General features: G+C 37.1%; 16 protein-coding genes and 1 pseudogene. 4 read left to right on the plus strand and 13 right to left on the minus strand.

Annotated features, from left to right (window positions below):
* Positions 1 to 8 precede the first annotated feature (8 nt).
* Positions 9 to 2,615 carry a cation-translocating P-type ATPase gene (locus ACVWNY_RS14215; RefSeq protein WP_218327226.1) on the minus strand — a complete coding sequence of 869 codons (2,607 nt, stop codon included), beginning with the start codon at positions 2,613 to 2,615 and terminating at the stop codon, positions 9 to 11.
* A gap of 302 nt (positions 2,616 to 2,917) precedes the next feature.
* Here ACVWNY_RS14215 and ACVWNY_RS14220 point away from each other — a divergent pair, with 302 nt between their 5' ends.
* Positions 2,918 to 4,096, plus strand: a complete 1,179-nt coding sequence (locus ACVWNY_RS14220) for a L,D-transpeptidase family protein (RefSeq protein WP_218327227.1) — start codon at positions 2,918 to 2,920, stop codon at positions 4,094 to 4,096.
* 113 nt (positions 4,097 to 4,209) lie between these two features.
* Here ACVWNY_RS14220 and ACVWNY_RS14225 read toward each other — a convergent pair whose 3' ends face one another.
* The 11 genes and pseudogenes from ACVWNY_RS14225 to ACVWNY_RS14275 form a co-directional block, all read right to left on the minus strand.
* Positions 4,210 to 5,181, minus strand: coding sequence for an aldo/keto reductase (locus tag ACVWNY_RS14225; protein WP_281419048.1), 972 nt, complete (start codon positions 5,179 to 5,181; stop codon positions 4,210 to 4,212).
* A gap of 31 nt (positions 5,182 to 5,212) precedes the next feature.
* On the minus strand, positions 5,213 to 6,163 hold the full coding sequence (locus ACVWNY_RS14230) for a carbohydrate kinase family protein (RefSeq protein ID WP_218327229.1): 951 nt from the start codon (positions 6,161 to 6,163) through the stop codon (positions 5,213 to 5,215).
* Between the two features lie 16 nt (positions 6,164 to 6,179).
* Entirely contained in the window at positions 6,180 to 7,229 is a 1,050-nt protein-coding gene (locus ACVWNY_RS14235; RefSeq protein WP_218327230.1) for an NAD(P)-dependent alcohol dehydrogenase, read from the minus strand.
* A 27-nt stretch (positions 7,230 to 7,256) separates the two neighbouring features.
* Positions 7,257 to 8,657, minus strand: a complete 1,401-nt coding sequence (locus ACVWNY_RS14240; RefSeq protein ID WP_218327231.1) for an MFS transporter — start codon at positions 8,655 to 8,657, stop codon at positions 7,257 to 7,259.
* 165 nt (positions 8,658 to 8,822) lie between these two features.
* Complete coding sequence (locus ACVWNY_RS14245) at positions 8,823 to 9,581, minus strand: DeoR/GlpR family DNA-binding transcription regulator (protein WP_218327232.1); 759 nt, start codon at positions 9,579 to 9,581, stop codon at positions 8,823 to 8,825.
* Positions 9,582 to 9,730: 149 nt separating this feature from the next.
* Positions 9,731 to 10,447, minus strand: coding sequence for a B3/B4 domain-containing protein (locus ACVWNY_RS14250; RefSeq protein WP_454072219.1), 717 nt, complete (start codon positions 10,445 to 10,447; stop codon positions 9,731 to 9,733).
* Between the two features lie 435 nt (positions 10,448 to 10,882).
* Entirely contained in the window at positions 10,883 to 11,335 is a 453-nt protein-coding gene (locus ACVWNY_RS14255; protein WP_218327234.1) for a MarR family winged helix-turn-helix transcriptional regulator, read from the minus strand.
* Positions 11,336 to 11,446: 111 nt separating this feature from the next.
* A complete protein-coding gene (locus tag ACVWNY_RS14260) occupies positions 11,447 to 12,520 on the minus strand; it encodes an NADH:flavin oxidoreductase/NADH oxidase (RefSeq protein ID WP_218327235.1) in 1,074 nt (357 codons plus the stop codon).
* 12 nt (positions 12,521 to 12,532) lie between these two features.
* Positions 12,533 to 13,391 (minus strand): annotated as a pseudogene (locus ACVWNY_RS14265) (alcohol dehydrogenase catalytic domain-containing protein).
* A 123-nt stretch (positions 13,392 to 13,514) separates the two neighbouring features.
* Positions 13,515 to 13,880: a hypothetical protein gene (locus ACVWNY_RS14270; protein WP_218327237.1), complete on the minus strand. Its 366-nt coding sequence runs from the start codon at positions 13,878 to 13,880 to the stop codon at positions 13,515 to 13,517.
* A 1-nt stretch (position 13,881) separates the two neighbouring features.
* Complete coding sequence (locus tag ACVWNY_RS14275) at positions 13,882 to 14,013, minus strand: hypothetical protein (RefSeq protein WP_281419047.1); 132 nt, start codon at positions 14,011 to 14,013, stop codon at positions 13,882 to 13,884.
* A 454-nt stretch (positions 14,014 to 14,467) separates the two neighbouring features.
* Between ACVWNY_RS14275 and emtA the strand changes: the two genes are divergently transcribed.
* From emtA to emtC, 3 genes are read left to right on the plus strand one after another with little or no spacing between them, the layout of a single operon-like run.
* Entirely contained in the window at positions 14,468 to 15,190 is a 723-nt protein-coding gene (gene emtA, locus ACVWNY_RS14280; RefSeq protein ID WP_454072221.1) for a metal ABC transporter ATP-binding protein EmtA, read from the plus strand.
* On the plus strand, positions 15,187 to 15,858 hold the full coding sequence (emtB, locus tag ACVWNY_RS14285; protein WP_218327239.1) for a metal ABC transporter permease EmtB: 672 nt from the start codon (positions 15,187 to 15,189) through the stop codon (positions 15,856 to 15,858). Before emtA ends, emtB begins: the two co-directional genes overlap by 4 nt.
* A gap of 8 nt (positions 15,859 to 15,866) precedes the next feature.
* On the plus strand, positions 15,867 to 16,685 hold the full coding sequence (gene emtC, locus ACVWNY_RS14290) for a metal family ABC transporter substrate-binding protein EmtC (protein ID WP_218327240.1): 819 nt from the start codon (positions 15,867 to 15,869) through the stop codon (positions 16,683 to 16,685).
* Between the two features lie 137 nt (positions 16,686 to 16,822).
* Here emtC and ACVWNY_RS14295 read toward each other — a convergent pair whose 3' ends face one another.
* Complete coding sequence (locus ACVWNY_RS14295; RefSeq protein ID WP_218327241.1) at positions 16,823 to 17,662, minus strand: class II fructose-bisphosphate aldolase; 840 nt, start codon at positions 17,660 to 17,662, stop codon at positions 16,823 to 16,825.
* Positions 17,663 to 17,674: the final 12 nt, after the last annotated feature.

Consider the following 17,674-nt stretch of genomic DNA (forward strand, 5'->3'; position numbering starts at 1 on the left):
GTTATCAATTAGCTTACTTTATAAGATTTTCCTAAATTCAGATTCTTTTCTTTTTGACCAAACAATCCTAAGCGTTTCTTCACTTCCACATATACCAGCGGCATAATTGAAAGTATAGCGACTAAAATCCAGCTTAATCCAGATATATTGGTTAATCCGAAAACACTGCCGACACTTGGCGTAATAACTACTAGCATCAGAATAATTGAACCGGCAATTGTGGTCGTTAACAACAGTTTATTACTTAAAATACCTAGTTTAAAAATGGATCGTTTACTTCGGCAATTATACATATGAACAATCGTTGTCAAACCAAGCACTAAGAAAATCATGCTATTATTTCCAGCAAACAAGTTGGTATATTTGGCTGCCACCACAGCAATCAAACTTAACACTGTAAAGACAATCGAAATATCGACAATATTTTTCAACAAGCCACCAGCAAAAATACTGGTGCCTTTTTTGATTGGTTGACGTGTCATAATATCATCATCAGCCGGTTCCACACACAAACTAAAACCAGGAATGCCGTCTGCCACCACTTTAATCAATAATAACTGGATCGCTGTTACCGGCGCTCCCCAACCAGCTAATAGAGAAATCAATACAATCGACAAGGCAGAAATATTACAACCCAGCATCGCATAAAGTGATTTACGTATATTACTATAGACCCGACGTCCTTCTTTAATCGCATCAACAATTGTCGCGAAGTTATCATCCAATAAAACCATATCGGCTGCTTCTTTCGCAACCTCTGTTCCGCCACCCATAGCGATACCAACATCAGCTGCTTTTAAAGCGGGCGCATCATTTACACCGTCGCCAGTCATTCCCACTACTTCATTATTTTGTTGTAAGGCTTTAACGATTCGAATTTTATCTTCTGGTGATGTTCGAGCAAAAACACTGTATTGATCAATTTGTTGATTTAGATCTTCGTCAGATAGCTTTGCCAAATCGGCCCCAGTCATGGCTTTTTGGCCATCGGTTAAAATATTGACTTGACGAGCGATTTTTTTAGCAGTAAGCAAATGGTCGCCGGTAATCATAATTGTCCGAATACCAGCTTTTTTAGCCATTGCAACTGCGGGGGCGCTTTCTGCTCTGGCAGGATCGATAATACCAATAAACCCACCAAAAGTTAGCTCATTTTCTAATTGATCAGTTGTGAAATCTTGTGGATTGGTTGACCAAAATTTATAGCCTAAAGCCAATACTCGGTAAGCATCAGCCGCTAATTCATCGTGGATAGCCACAGCTTCTTGCGGCTGATCTTGAAATTTCAGCCGGTCAAAAGCACCTTTGGTAATCGATAGGAAACCGTCATCGACTTGATAAACCACCGTCATTTGCTTCCGACTGGAATCAAAAGGAACTTCTTTAATTTTTTGGTAATCCGCCATAAAGGTTTCCACTTCGGAATAAGTAAATTGATTTTGCGTTAATTTGTTAATGGCTAATTCAGTCGGATTGCCAGTTTCTCGATCACTAGCTAAATAGAAATATTGGATTAATTTTTTTTCGTCAGCTGATAAAGTTTCGTCAACTTTTTTAAGTCCCCCATCTGGCAGCCAAACTTTTTTTACGGTCATTTTATTTTGTGTAATCGTACCGGTTTTATCTGAACAAATAACTGATAAGTTTCCGACAGTTTCAACTGCCATTGGTGTGCGAACGATAGTATTTTTCTTAGCCATATTGCTCATACCGTAAGATAAAGAAATCGTAACCACGACCGGTAAAACTTCCGGAATTGCCGCCACAGACATAGAAATAGCAATCATCAAAATTTCTGTCAAAGGATAACCACGCAACAAACCAATCACTATCGCTAATAAGCCGGCAAAAATAGCAACCGCACCTAAGATTTTTCCTAGCTTTTGCATTCTGACTTGTAATGGAGCTGGTTTTACTTCTTCTGTTTGTAGTAAATTAGAAATTTTTCCGATTTCCGTTTTATCAGCAGTTTCAGTAACAATCATTTCCGCCTTGCCGCTAGTTACCAGTGAGCCGGAAAACACGCGGTCCTTACGATCACCTAAAGACGCATCAGCTGCTGAAAATTGATTTGGATTTTTTTCGCTAGGCTCGCTTTCTCCAGTTAAGAAAGATTCATCAACTAAAAAGTCCGTAGCCGAAACTAAAACGCCATCGGCTGGTACGCGATCGCCGACTCCTAAAAGAACAATATCACCGGGAACAATTTTAGTACTGTCGATTGTTTCCGTTCCCTCTACTCGTTTGACTTTTGCTTGCGGAATACTGAATGATTTTAATTTATCCATCGATTTTTCGGCTTTTTTTTGTTGATTAATCGATAGATATAAGTTTAATAAGACAATCCCGAAAATAACAATCGGTTCGGTTAAATCATCAGGATGATTGGTGAGCGCCACGTAAGTCGATAGGGCTGTCGCAATCAGTAAAATGATAATCGTGATGTCTTTTAAAGCATCAATTAAATATTGCAGGAAGGACTTAGGCTGTTTTTCCGGCAGACGGTTTTCACCATATTCAGCGAGCCTATTTTCGACATCGGCTTGACTGAGTCCGTTAGCGACCTTCGTTTGATACTGACTTTCATAAGTCAGAATTTTTTTAGCAATTTCCATGTTAAAAAACTCCTGTAATAAATATTTACTAAATAAAAAAGGCCAGGGAAATCAACCTTAAAGCCTAGGGTTGATCTCTCTGACCGTAATTGAAACTCTTCCGGCGAACAGTTTCAAGTCATCTATTTAGTATGTGCCACTATTATTAGCACAGATTTTTGAGGGAGTCAAATTATTTCAAAAAAATCTCGACTCTCACAAATAGTGATTTACCCTCCGCTGATTTTGTGGTAACGTTTTTGTAGGTGTGTTTTAATTAGGATCAATAGTTACAATTAATATTTTAGGAAGGAATTGATGATTTGAAAAAAATATTATTGAGTGTTTTTGGTATCTTAGCAGCAATAAGTTGCTTTAGCTCTTCAGCATCAGCTGCCAACCAGGGCAGTCAAAAAATGTATCGGATGTATAATCCAAATTCAGGCGAACATTTTTATACAGCCAACTTAGGGGAACGAGATAATTTAGTGAATCTCGGCTGGAATTATGAAGGCATCGGTTGGGTTGCCCCACAAGCGAGTGATCAACCAGTTTATCGGATGTACAATGAAAATGCCAGCGATCATCATTATACTTTATCCCGCGGAGAAGCAGATTATTTAGTTGAACAAGGTTGGAAAGATGAAGGCATCGGTTGGTATTCTTCGGAAACAGAAGAATTAGCCATTTATCGTGCCTATAACCCAAATGCTGTATCTGGCTCCCACCATTATACTTATGATAAAAATGAAATTAATTCTTTAGTTGATGTTGGATGGAAGGATGAAGCAATTGGCTGGTATGGTATCAGTGAACCAACCTATGATGGAGAAAGCATCCATAGTATCAATCGTTTAACTAACCGACACGGTCGTGTGTCTAACACAGACATTTTAAATGCAGCTCAAACTGGCAATTCAAGTGTCGTTGGCAATACCGCAAATTATGCCAATTTAGTAGCTACTTTAAAAACAGAAGTAAAAACTAACTATGGCACCTATTACGAAATTGCTTTTCCTGATACAGCGATTGGTTGGGTCGAAGCTAGTGCAATTACTGAGGTAAAAGATTACTGGCGCTATACAACCGGCGGACCTTATCCTAGTTTAGCTGTGCCGAATTTGAATATTGAAGTCTCTTATAATAACAAACGGACATATATCAAATCAGGCGCTGACGTAATTTACACTATGCTTTCTCAAAATGTTAATTCAAAATATCAAGCCTTAACTGGCAATTATCAGATCAACGGTTATCGCGCAGATACTTTTTGGAGTCTTTGGGGCGGAGCAAACTATGCAGTTGGTTGGCAAGATGCCTTATATCTTTTCCATAGTGTGCCAATTACTTCAAAAAACGGTCCTTATGATGCGTCTTCAGGTGAACGATTAGGCGTCGTAGGTGACGGGGTTTCAGCTGGTTGTGTTATCTTATCTGTAGAAGATTCCAAATGGTTGTACGAAAATATTCCAACTGGAACACCAGTGAATATTCATTGGTAAAATAGACAATTTCAACAATAAAAAATAGATACAGATGTTTATAAAAAAGCGACCACTAAGTTAGACTTTTATGCTAACTTAAAGGGTCGCTTTATTTTATTCAACTTCTATTTTTATGAAATTTTCTCTGCTAATTCCCGCATATATGCCACATCTTCTTTTGATAATTGGATGTCTAATGCTTTACTATTTTCATCTAATTCTTCGGGTGTGGTAGATCCACTCAAAACATTAATATTATCCCCTTGGGCTAAAATCCAAGCAATTGCTAAATTAGCAATACTGCAATCATATTTTTCACACAACGGCTGCCAAAGTTCAATCATATCCACTACTTTAGCTAGGTTTTCTGGCTCAAACCATTTCTTTCCATATCGGGCAGTCCCTTTTGGTGCTACATAATCTTTATCAATAGCGCCTGTTAAAATACCCATTTCTAATGGAGAATAAGCTTGTACAGTTACGCCATGTTCTTTGCATAATGGCAGTAATTCCTCTTCAACTTGACGATCCAAAATACTATATTTCGCTTGGATAATATCCAATTGTCCCTGTTTTAAGTATTCTTTGACATGATCCACATCAACATTGGCCGCGCCGATTCCACGGATTTTGCCTTCAGCTTTCAATTCATTTAAAACTTCCATCGTTTCAGAAATTGGTGTAAAGAATGGCTCTACTGATTGCCAATGACTCATGTAAATATCAATATAATCTGTCTGTAAACGTTCTAAGCTCGACTCCACCTCTAAGCGAATCGATTCTTTTGAGAGATTTTTATATAATGATTGTTCACCAACCTTGTTGAAAAAAGCTCCCTCTCGTTCCCATGTAATCCCAAATTTAGTGATAACTGTGTATTTTTCACGGTTGCCTTTGATAGCTTCACCGACAATTTTTTCACTGTTGCCAAAATTATAGCCTGGTGCCGTATCTAAAAAGTTTAAACCTAAATCTAAGGCATGTTGGATGGTTTTAATTGACTGTTCCTTATTATCTTTGTTGCCAAAGGCCGGTCCGCCACCAATCGCCCAAGTTCCTAAACCAATTCGTGAAACTTCCATGTCTGTTTTGCCTAATGTCATATTTTTCAAGAGTTTTTCTCCACCTTCGTTTTTATTTATAGTTTTTAATCATTGTTTCTACTTGTTCACGATTTTTTACGCCAGCTGTTGCTCCGAGAGATTCGATTGACACAGCTGCGACAGCATTGCCAAAATATGCACATTCTTCAAAAGCTTTGTCTTGTAATAATTCAGCGATAAAACCAGAAACGAAATTATCTCCCGCTCCAATCGTATCAATCTTGACATCACTGTCTTTTCTAAAGGCTGGTACAATTTTTTCTATTTTTGCATTTTTTAAATAGCAGCCTCGTTTTCCGATTTTTATTACCACATTTTTAACGCCTAAATCTAAGAATGTGTCAGCAATTTCGGCCAATTCAGACTTGCCGGTTAATTCTTCCGCTTCTTCTAAGTTAGGAAAGAAATAATCGACATATGATAAAGCCTCAGAAATATCAGCTAGACTTTCCCCTAAACGACTTTTCACCATATCAGCACAAATAATCATTTTTTCAGCCTGAGCTTTTTTAAATATCTTGACTAAAGCGTCATTATTTAACAAAGGATTGTTGAAAATACTTGCCAATGACAAAACTTTGGCGTCTTTTATCGCAGTCAAATCAATATCATCAATACTCATTTTCCATAAACTACCATTGCGATTAGTTACAAAAGTTCGCTCACCATCTTCTCTCACCATGCCGATATTTAAAGATGTGGTCAATTTAGGATCGACCGTTAGATGATCGGTAATAATCTGATTTTCCTTGGCAAATTCTTGAATAAACATGCCGGCACCATCGTTGCCTACTGCACTCATCAAGGAAACCCGGTTGCCTAAACGGGTAATAATTGTTGCTTCATTAATTGCATCGCCGCCAATTTTCATGGAAATATCGTCTAACGGATAAGAAACTTCTTTAAAAATAAAATCTCCCACCGGATATAAAGGAATATCCACAATTGCGGCACCAATACAAATTACATCCACCTTACTCATTCAGTTCAACTCTTTTCTAATCTAATTTCGCCACACGAATAACACCCTTGATCAAATCACTCTTATTATTTACTGAGAATTCAAAAGCTTCTTGCGTATCTTGATAGTCAAAATATTTATCCGCCATCGACAATACATCAAATTTTCCACTAGCAATCATACTGATGGTTTTCGGATAATCGTTAGCATAACGGAATACTGTTTGAATCGAAACTTCTCGATTAATTTTCAAGAAATCAACAGGTGTATCTCCTGGAATTGTCCCAACGATCAAAATTTTACCGCGACGTTTGACTAATTCTAATGCCATTTTAGCCGTTGGAATCGCACCTGCTGTTTCGTAAACCACGTCGGCGCCATATTGCCCAACAACTTCTTTGACTTTTTCCACTAAATTATCTTCTCGACCATCAAAAATTGCCGTAGCGCCTAGTTCTTTAGCTTTATCTAGACGATTTTGTAAGACATCAATCACAACAATTTCCGCAGCACCCATTAATTTAGTTGCTTGCACCGTCATTAAACCAATACAACCGGAGCCTAAAATTACGACTTTTTTTCCTAATAAGTCTCCCGCCATTTCACCAGCGTGAATGCCGACAGCTGCTGGCTCTACTAAAGCACCTTCCACCATTGTCATCTTGTCTGGTAATAAATAAGTCATATCTTCTGGATGAGTTAAATAATTAGTCAAAGCGCCTTTATAATTTGGCTGTGTCGCCATAAAGTCAACAACTGGACAAACATTATAGTGACCTTCTAGACAAAATTCACACTTGTAACAAGGCACGCCAGGCTCGATACATACACGATCACCAACTTTAAATTTGGTAACATCGGCACCCACTTTTTCAACAACGCCTGCCATTTCATGACCTAAGCCAATCGTTTGATTGGGATCTTTTGGTGGAATGTAAGGACCATGCTGGAAGCCGTGGACATCTGAACCACAGATTCCGACATCACCAACTTTGATTAAAACCTCGTGGGCTTTTGGTTCGGGTGTTGCGGTTTCTTTGATAATCATTTTTCCTGGATGCTCTAAAATTGCTACTGTATTTTTCATGTTTGACTTGCTCCTTTATAGTTAAATTTATTTGATTGAACTAATGATGGGTGTGACTAGTTGCTCCTTTGGGTCATCGATACTAATTTCCTCCACTGATTTCTTACGGGTTTCAATCCCGAAAATTGCTAGAATCAAGGCACAAAATCCTAAAGCACAGCCTAAAACAATGAACACAGTGGTGACACTATAATTGGTTAAAATCCAAGCAATAATGTAAGGGATTACAATTGCAACAATTCGACCAATCGAATTGGAAATACCTGAACCGCGCATCTTAGCTTTTGTCGGCCAAATTTCTGGTGCGTAAACTGCCGATGAAAAACTATTGTAAATATATAAAATAAAAATTAATAAAACACCAATAGCAATAATCCCAACTTCGGTTGTTTGTAAAGAATAAACATAGCCGAGTATAGCGATCAATAAAATCAAGCTGACCCCAAACCATTTACGGGGAAATTTATCAACAATTAAAGTTGAAACAAACACGCCACAAGGTGCTCCCAGCATGATTAAGGTGGTCATCAATAAAGATTTCGAAATATTGATACCACTATTGACGAAAATTGTCGGAATCCAAACTGTAATCGTATAAAGGGAAATATTCATCGCTACTAAAACCGTCGTTGCTACAATTGTCCGGATGCCTAAAGCCCCTTTGAAGAATGATCCAAACGAAATTTTTTTCTCTACCCTGTTGGATGAAGTTCCATTACTGTCAGTTTCTAAATTCAGTGACGCTCCTTTTTCTTTTTCAATCCGAGTGACAACTTTGGTCACAATTTCTTCAGCTCGAGCTTCTTGATTATTTTCAGCACACCAGCGTGGTGATTCATCTAAAAATTTAGAAACTAAAATCAAAATAATAAAGGAGGCCGCTGAACCAACCACAAACATCGTTCGCCAACCTAGCGTCGGAATAATTAAGAAACTGGCTGATGCGGCAATCAATGGCGATAAATTTCCTAAAAATGAAATCCGCGCCGACCATTTACCACGGACATTTGCCGGAATAAATTCAGTGAAGGAAGCATAACCAATCACGATGCCAGATCCCATCCCAATGCCCATCCCACCACGACAAACAATCAAGAAATAAATATTCGGCGAAAAGCTTGCTAGTAAAGAGAAAATCGCAAAAAGTAAAATGCTCAATTGGTAAGCTTTTTTTCGACCAAATCGATCACCAAAATTTCCACCAAACAAAGATCCGATGAAAAATCCGATCATCATAGCTGAAGAAAATGCCGCATTTAAATAATTATTTGACCAACCGCTGGCTACCAAATCGGCTAAAATTGAACTGCCGGAAGAATTCAAGAAACCATTAATCTGTAATCCAAAGCCGATAAGCAAAAATACTTGCCAGTGCCATCTGGAGATCGGCAGCTGATCCAACTTTTTACCAATGTCTCTACTGTTCATGATTGACCCTCCTGTTTGTTTACGCTTTCATTTGATATCTATATATTACTTCAACAAAACCAAACTGTCAATATAAACCACAAAATTTTCTTTGAAACAAAGATTAAATTTTAAAAACAAAAAAAGAACCAGTTTTATAACTAGTTCTTTTCTCGTATTTATTCTTTAAAAATGAACTTCAATCCCTTGCTCTTTGAAAAAGTTGCGCCATTCTTGATTTGGTCTTTTGTCGGTAATCACATGTTGGATTTGAGGGAATTCCGAAAGGTGAACAAAGGCTTTTTTATCAAACTTAGATTGATCAACTAATAAAACTACTTGATTGGCTTGCTGAATCATCCGACGTTTGATCCGTGATTCCACTTCATTAGTATCAGTAACTCCGGTTTCCAAGTCAATGCCTTTACAACTAATTAAGGCAACATCAACATTGTAATGTTGAATGGCTTGCTCAGTTAAATCTCCCTGTAGCGACAAAGTACGCTTATTTAATTCTCCCCCGGTTGATAGCACATTCACATTTGAAACCAACAATTCTTTCAAGGCTTCTGATGAATTTGTCACAATCATTAAATCATCACGATCTTTTAATAGCTTCATTGTTTCCATCACTGTTGAACTTGAATCGGCGTACATTGTATTAGTCGTTGCCAGTAGTTCTCTTGCTGTGATAGCGATCGCTTGCTTAGCTTCCATATTTTTTTCTGCCCGTTTATAAAAGGGGATATTGGAGACAGTCTCTTCAACATTTAAGATTGCGCCGCCATAAGTCCTCGTCAATACACCTTCTGACTCCAGCTTATCTAAGTCACGACGAATCGTTTCCTCAGTAACAGAAAATTTTTGACTTAGATCAGCGACAGATACTTTTTTTTCATTTAGCAATAATTGTTTAATAATAATAATGCGGTCTCTTCCAGCCATATGACTCCCTCCTTTTTCTTTGTTTCATTTTAACATACAGTCAATAACAAAAAAAGGATAAAATCTTCGAAACAGACTTTTTATCTTTGTTTTATCAGAAAAACCCAAAAAAATGTTGTTTTAATATAATGATTTATACATTGTAAAGCCTATTCTATTAAGGTTGCTGACGGATTTCCGGCTGTCAAAGTAATGATTTGACTATCAATAGAAAAATACGAGTCAATCTTCTTTTTAAGCTCTTGAACCGCTTGATTAGCTCTTTCAGCTTGTTCTTGATTGATCGATTCCAAGACTAAAACGGCATCTGTTGTCTTTTCCAATAACATAGTTCTTTGGGCCTCTCGCCAATTTAAACAACGACAAACAGCACCTGTTTGATCATAATAAATGATTTCTTCTGGTAATGCCGGGGCATCTTTATCCGCGCCTAACGGAAAGAATGATTCGCCCCCTTGCGCTTTCCCTAAGATTAAATCACCATCAATTGCTTCAAGATCTTCACCGCCAGCTGGCACAGCAAATTCTAAAGATATACTATTGTAAATATCTACCAATGGATTAATCGGTTCAAACTCACGACCTTGACTTGCTCTCTTTAGCAAAGCTTCAATTGATGATCGAGCGCCTTTTTTAGTCTTAAATTGACTAAATGCTTCCCGCCACAGAGCAATTACTTCATTTTGACTAAAAACATCGGCTGTTAAAAATTTTTGACTTTCTTTAACTGCCTCTGCCAACATGTTCTTGAAGTCATCATATTTCTCATCTACAACCTGATTATTTAAACCTTTTGCAATTACTACTTGAATTTGTGCCGTTGGAAAAATCTCCCAAAAGTCTTTTGTAACAATGAATTTTTTCATATAATTTTTTCTCCTTGGTCTAATATTTGATATTTTTTGTAAATATGATTAGGCAGATCAATTGCCGTTGACAAGCTAATAATTGATATCTCCTGCTCTTCGACTATTTCTTCCACCTTTTCCCATAGCAACAAAACGAAATCAATTCTTCAAGAGTTCTCTGAAATAAATATTTCAGCAATTTCTAGACGATTATGGAGTCTTTTCTTTAGATCTTTATGATCATACTTAATTTTTAAATAACCTATAATTTGTCTATCAATTTTTATTAAATAAAATAGAGTGCCAGGACAATTCAGTTCTCTTTGCAAGTTTTGATATAGATATTGTTTTGTAAATCTGCTTAATTTAGTAAGTTTATCTTTTTCTTTTACATATGTTAACTGCATTTGATATATATTTAAAAAGGTTTCCTTCGTGGCTAATGATAGTTGTTTAATACGTTCGTTTGCCTCCTTTTTTGACATATTCCCAATCAGCTTCGACATTTTTTTTAACCATTGCCATTAGCCGAGCCAATTCGGCAATTTCTATTGCTGATAAATTTTGCAACGCCATTTGGTTGGAATAGTTGTTTTCTCTTAAAATGAAGGCTGCAGCTGCTTGTCCCTGATCAGTTACATATAAACGTTTGATCTTTTTATTTTCAGGATCATTCTTTTTTTCAATAAAATCATGATTCTCTAACTTTGAAATGGCCCGAGCCGCAGTCGTTCGATCGACTTTGATTAACTCAGCTAATTGGTCAGGAATAATCCCAGGTTGTTCAGCAATGCGCACCAGATATAAATATTGCCCACGGGTTAAATCAAATTGCTTAAATTCAATATTGGCAATGCCATCTAATGAACGGGCAATCACTCCTATTTCCCTTAAAATATCTGTCAAAATTTTACCTCCTGAATTGAATATTCACAGCTTATCTTATTTTTATTGCAAATGCAACAATTTCCATAATAAATAGAACCACTTGAAAACTTCTCTTCAAGTGGTCTAAATTTATTTAGCGTCACCAAATTGTTTACGCTCAGCAACATTTTTCATTTGCCCTCTTTGGTAAGAATGATTGTATACTTTAAAACCATGATCGTGTAAATCATTGGCTGCTTCGGCTAACCAATTAGGATTGCGAAGTAATTCTCGACCTAATACAACTAAATCGGCTTGTTGATTTTCCACAATATATTCACACATTCCAGGATCACTTAGCAAACCAACAGTGGCTACAGGAATAGTGACGGCTTCTTTCATCTTTGTCGCAAAAGGTGTTTGATAACCGGCGTGAATCGGGAAATTGGGTTGGCGATCTAATAATCCGCCAGTGGAAATATCTAAACAATTAATTCCTGCTTGTTCCAGCCATTGACCAATTTGTTGAAAATCTTCAATGCTATTTTGCTCTTTTGGGTCAGCATAATTTGTTAGTGATAAACGAATCCATAAAGGACCTTGATAAATCGCCCGAACCCTTTCTACCACTTCCTTGACAAAACGATAACGGTTTTCTAAGCTGCCGCCATACTGATCGGTTCTTTGATTCGTCAACGGTGATAAAAACTGATCCATTAAGTAACCGTGAGCCCCATGTAATTCGATCATATCCACTCCAGCAGAAACTGCTCGTTGGACCGCGTCAACAAAAGCCTGCTCCACTGATTGAATCTCATCAAGAGTCATTTCATTTGGTGTCGCAAATTCTTCGTTGTAAGCAATTGCACTAGGTGCCAACGGATAATCGGCATCTTCGGCTTTTCGCCCAGCGTGATTTAATTGTAAACTCACTTGGCTGCCTAAATAATGTAATTGATCAACTAATTTTTTTAATTCCATTTTTTGTTGATCGTTCCATAAACCTAAATCCTGGCTTGAGATTCGACCGTCTGGAGTCACGCCAGTCGCTTCAATAATTATTAAACCCACTTGACCAATCGCTCGCGCACCATAATGACCAAAATGAAAAGGAGTGACAACACCATCTTGTTTTTTGACTTCATACATACACATTGGCGACATCACTACTCGATTTTTTAAGTTCAGACCGGCAATTTCGACTGGAGATAATAATAAAGACATTTAGTTTTCCTCCTAATTTAAAATAATAGTTTTTCCAAAGCTTTTTTGACTTTCCAGATATTCATGGGCAAGACGCACTTCTGATAATTTAAAAACTTTTTCTGGTTGAATGGTTACTCGGAATTCTTCAATATAATCCAAGAGCTGATTTAATTTTGGGCTGGACACATCTCCAGAATAAAAACCCGTTAAATAACCACCATTTGTATCCATAATTGGATCAAACTCTTCTAAATACCATTTTCCACCTAGTAGGCCTGTATTACAAATAATACCTGCTAATAAAAGATGCTGAAAGCTATTTTTTATGGTAGCGGGGCTGTTCTTTTTTCGTCAAACTACGAGTTGTCCCACAAATCTCTATTTGCGGAAATTGTGCTTTAACCAAATTTAAAAAAGCAAGCCCAACACCACTAGTGGCACCTCGCACTAAAATCGAATCGGTTTCTTTAATATTTAATCTTTTCATTGAGCCAAAAGCTGTAAAATAAGTTTCAGGAATTGTTGCTAATATTTCCCAAGGCAACCTTGTATTCACTGGGTAAATTTGCTGGTTTGGCAGCAAAACATATTCTGCGTAACTGCCGTCAAAATCGCGACCCATTTCTCCCATAATCGAAATAACTGTTTGACCGATAGGTAATTTTGCTTCATCTGTTGTTTCAACGATCACACCCACTGCCTCAATGCCTAAAATTCTGGGGAAAGAGACACTAGGTGACAAACCTTGACGAGTAAAAATTTCTGAGTGATTGATGCCAAAACCTTTTACTTGAACCAAACTCCAGCCAGCTTTAACTTTAGGTTTTTCTACATCCGTATAAATCAATTTCTCCGGTCCACCAGCTTCATATACAACAATGGCTTTCATCTAAATTCCTCCAATTCAAACTTTTTTTCGATACTATTCAATAAAATCGTCACAAATACACATAACACAACCGTAGCTAAGGTACCCCAAATCATTTTAACTATACTCTGTGTCCGTAAACCATCAAACAAAATGGTTCCTAATCCACCAGCATTCATTTTGGATCTTTAAAGGATCAATTTCTTTTAAACCCGTAGTAAACGTCCGCGATAAAATGGATTCACTATATAAGGTTAACACAATGATGGCTGTGACTTTACCCAAACCGCTAATCGGAATCAGCAAAGCAAAAAAAAGCATAGCTTGGAATCGAGTACAATGCTGAAAAAAATAGTTTATACTTGCTAGTCCTTTAGGTCGTTGTAAAAATAATAAAATCAACACTATCGCCAATACTAAATCTAAAAATAGTGAACTTAAAACCAAATGAGTATGTTGCCAAAGAGCTAACAATAAATCTGAATGGAAATCATTCCAATAGTTAAGCATATTACATCCCCCGCCAAATTTCTGCTTCTTGATAAACCGTGTCCAATAATTTTTTTACAAAAGCATCATTGGGATGAGCAATTATTTCTGAAGGTGTAGCAAATTGACATATTTTCCCTTGATTCATGATCATGACTTTATTTCCTAGAAGAAAAGCTTCGTTGATGTCGCTCATAATGTAAAGGTTGATAAATTAATGCCGTCAAACTTGCATTACTTAGACTGATTTCATTTACCAATAATATCATCTTTAAACCAATTAAACTTTGAAAAATCCAAATCACACTTCTATATTTTAAAAACTTATTTCTATGTACTTTTGTATTCTGCAACCAACTTACTCACTTAATCTACGTCCTTAAAAAATAATTCACACTTCAAAATACTACAGTAAAAAAACAGATATTATATTTTCCCTCAGCAAAAAAATTGCTTTTTGTTTCATTTTAATAGATGATGTAAGGAGTTTCATGTTTAGTTTGCTAGTGTTTTACGTTTTATTTAAAAAACATGGAATTTAATCTATAAATTTCCATGCTGATATTTATTACACAGATTTTTATACTGTTATATTTTTAGGAGGCGCTATGATTGAATTAGTCAACGTATCAAAGAATTATCCAACCACATCCGCTTTGAAAAATATTAACCTCTCTTTGACGCCAGGAGAAATCGTCGGCATCGTTGGAAAAAGCGGCTCAGGAAAGTCGACTTTATTGCGTCTACTAAATCTGATGGAATCACCTAGTGAAGGAAGCATTCTAATCGATGGTATTGATAGCCGAACTTTTACAAAAAAGGACCTCCGCCATCAGCAGCAACAAATGGCACTCGTTTTTCAAAATTTTAATCTGTTAGAGAACTTGAACGCTTATGACAATGTCGCTTTACCTTTAAAATTATTGAAGAAAAAGCAGCCTGAAAAAGTCCGACAGCTCCTCACCTTTGTGGACATGAGTCACAAGGCTGCAGCCTATCCCGCCCAATTATCTGGTGGAGAAAAGCAGCGGGTTGGAATCGCACGAGCATTGAGTCGAACACCTAGTTGGTTATTTTGTGATGAAGCGACTAGTTCTTTAGATGAAGAAAATACCGCTAGTGTCGTCAGTTTATTGAAAAAAACGCATCTAGAATTTCGACCGACGATCGTCTTTGTTAGTCACGAGCTTCAGACTTTAAAAAGTCTTTGTCAACGGATTTTAGTCTTAGAAAATGGTCGTTTGATTGGAGATTTCCAAAACAATCCCCAACAATTTCCTGTTGAAACTCTAAGCTACCTTGAAAAAGTCGAAAGGAGTTTACTGCCATGAACTTCTTGGAAAAATTGGTGGCAAATTGGCCTGCTTTACTGACTGGGTTACAGGAGACTGGTTTGATGATGCTAATTTCACTATTTTTTTGCTTGATCATTGGTCTTCCGCTTGGTTTAGGGTTGTTTTTAGTCAATCCTAAAGTAAAAAGACAGCCTCCACTTTTTTATTGGCTGTTTAACTTTATCGTGACCATGATCCGCTCCTTTCCTTATTTATTACTTGTGATCGCTTTGATTCCAGTGACCCGCTCGATTTTGGGGAAAGCATTCGGTCCGATTCCTTCAGCAGTTCCATTAAGTATTGTTGCCATCGCAATTTTTGCTCGCTTAGTTGAACAAGTCTTATTGGATCTACCAGCAGAAATATCTGATTTGGCTAATTCTTTAGGCACCTCAAAATTACAATATATTTGGCATTTTCTATTAGTCGAAGCTCGTAGTGGGTTAGTTTTAGCCTTTACGACAACAACCGTTAGTCTGATTTCTTACTCAACAGTAATGGGGATTGTTGGCGGTGGTGGAATCGGTGATTTTGCGGTTCGAGTTGGTTATCAACGATACGAGTACGGCATTATGTATGTGGCGATTGTGATCATGATTACTTTAGTTTTTATTTTACAAATGCTTGGCAATACCCTTGCCCAAAAACTAGACAAAAGAAAGTAGGAGAAAAAATGAAAAAAATTTATTTTGTGTTGTTAGCTATTGTATCGGGAGTTATTTTAAGTGCTTGTGGGGAAAGTAAACAAACTGAACAAAAAGAGAATAAAGAAATCACGGTGGCTGTGCAATTAGAGTCAGCTAAGGATATTTTAGAAATCGCCAAAGAGACAGCGGAAAAACAAGGCTACCAGATTAATATTATGCAAGTCAATGATAATGTTGCTTATAATGACGCAGTGCAGCATGATGAAGCAGATGCGAACTTTGCCCAGCACGTTCCTTTCATGGAAATGTTTAATGAAGAAAAATCTGCCGATTTAGTTGCTGTCCAACCAATTTATTACTTTACTGGCGGCTTTTATTCAAAAGACTATCAAAAACTCGCTGATTTACCAGAAAATGCTAAAGTTGGCATTCCCAGCGATCCAACAAACGAAGGTCGAGCACTTGCTATTTTGAATGAAAATGGCCTAATCAAATTAAAGGCTGGAACTGGTTACAATGGCACTGTTGCTGATGTCGTTGAAAACCCCAAAAATATCACCTTTGAACAGATTGACTTATTAAATTTAGTACAGGCCTATGATGAAACTGATATTGCTATGGTTTTTTGTTATCCTTCTTATTTAGAACCTGCTGGCTTGACGACTAAAGATGCGATTTTACTTGAAGATGAGCCAGCAAGTGAACACTATGCTTTACAGCTCGTTACGCGAGAAGACGAAAAAGACAGTCAAAAAATCAAAGTCTTAAAAGAAGCAATGACTACAAAGGAAGTGGCTAATTATATCAAAGAACATTCTGGTGGTGCCAATGTGCCAGCCTTTTAACCTTAAATAATTATCGCGCGCAAGCTAAGAAATTCTCGAAATTTTGTTAGTTTGCGCTTTTTTATAAAAAAAACGCAGACAATATTCTGTCTGCGTCCTACATATAAAGTTTCACAAATTCTTTTTACTAAACTATTTTAATAATTCATCTTTCCATCTGTTCCAAACAGCAAGATTTTTTCTTTTGCCCGTTGCTTCACTGCACCACGGACAGCTCTTTCTAATTCCAAGAAAGATTTGTCAGAGCTTTCGCGAACTGCGTCCATCGCTGCTAAACATAATTCAGTATGGATGTTGATTTTTGAAACACCTAGTGAGATGGCTTTTTTAATGTCTTCGTCGCCAATACAAGAAGCACCATGTAAAACAATAGGCACATCAACTAATTCACGAACTTTTTTCAATACGTCAAAGGCAATTTTTGGATCAGAAGAATATTCACCATGAACATTTCCGATGGCAACAGCTAATGAATCACAACCAGTCCGGTTAACAAATTCTGCCGCTTCATCTGGATTTGTATATTGATAAGCCGATAATGCTTCTTCGTAAACTGTTTCGTTGCCGACATGTCCTAATTCTGCCTCCACAGGAATTCCTAATGGATGGAAATAGTCCACCACTTCTTTGGTTAAACGAATATTTTCTTCTAACGGTTCTGCCGATGCATCTCGCATCACAGAATTCATACCATAATTGTAAGCATTTTGAACAATCTCCAAGCTGCGACCATGATCCCAGTGAGTAATTACTGGTACGCTGGCATTTTTAGCCATAGAAACCATCATTGGTGCAAATTCTTCAAAAATTGTGTTGCCAATAAAGCCAGTTCCAAATGAGATAATAATTGGTGCTTTAGTTTCCTCAGCAGCTTCAATAACACCCATTAACATTTCTGCGTTCCAGACATTGAAATGTGGAATTGCAAAACCATTTTCCTGGGCAGTTTCTTCCCAATATTTAATATTTGCTAACATAATTTATTCGCT

The organism is Enterococcus sp. JNUCC 77 (genome assembly GCF_054819945.1).

Coding starts and splice junctions, on each gene's coding strand:
- ACVWNY_RS14215 (WP_218327226.1), bottom strand. CDS start 2,615: ATGGAAATTGCTAAAAAAATTCTGACTTATGAAAGTCAGTATCAAACG.
- ACVWNY_RS14225 (WP_281419048.1), bottom strand. CDS start 5,181: ATGACATTAGGCAAAACAGACATGGAAGTTTCACGAATTGGTTTAGGA.
- ACVWNY_RS14230 (WP_218327229.1), bottom strand. CDS start 6,163: ATGAGTAAGGTGGATGTAATTTGTATTGGTGCCGCAATTGTGGATATT.
- ACVWNY_RS14235 (WP_218327230.1), bottom strand. CDS start 7,229: ATGAAAAATACAGTAGCAATTTTAGAGCATCCAGGAAAAATGATTATC.
- ACVWNY_RS14240 (WP_218327231.1), bottom strand. CDS start 8,657: ATGAACAGTAGAGACATTGGTAAAAAGTTGGATCAGCTGCCGATCTCC.
- ACVWNY_RS14245 (WP_218327232.1), bottom strand. CDS start 9,581: ATGGCTGGAAGAGACCGCATTATTATTATTAAACAATTATTGCTAAAT.
- ACVWNY_RS14250 (WP_454072219.1), bottom strand. CDS start 10,447: ATGAAAAAATTCATTGTTACAAAAGACTTTTGGGAGATTTTTCCAACG.
- ACVWNY_RS14260 (WP_218327235.1), bottom strand. CDS start 12,520: ATGTCTTTATTATTATCTCCAGTCGAAATTGCCGGTCTGAACTTAAAA.
- ACVWNY_RS14270 (WP_218327237.1), bottom strand. CDS start 13,880: ATGCTTAACTATTGGAATGATTTCCATTCAGATTTATTGTTAGCTCTT.
- ACVWNY_RS14275 (WP_281419047.1), bottom strand. CDS start 14,013: ATGATCATGAATCAAGGGAAAATATGTCAATTTGCTACACCTTCAGAA.
- emtA (WP_454072221.1), top strand. CDS start 14,468: ATGATTGAATTAGTCAACGTATCAAAGAATTATCCAACCACATCCGCT.
- emtB (WP_218327239.1), top strand. CDS start 15,187: ATGAACTTCTTGGAAAAATTGGTGGCAAATTGGCCTGCTTTACTGACT.
- emtC (WP_218327240.1), top strand. CDS start 15,867: ATGAAAAAAATTTATTTTGTGTTGTTAGCTATTGTATCGGGAGTTATT.
- ACVWNY_RS14295 (WP_218327241.1), bottom strand. CDS start 17,662: ATGTTAGCAAATATTAAATATTGGGAAGAAACTGCCCAGGAAAATGGT.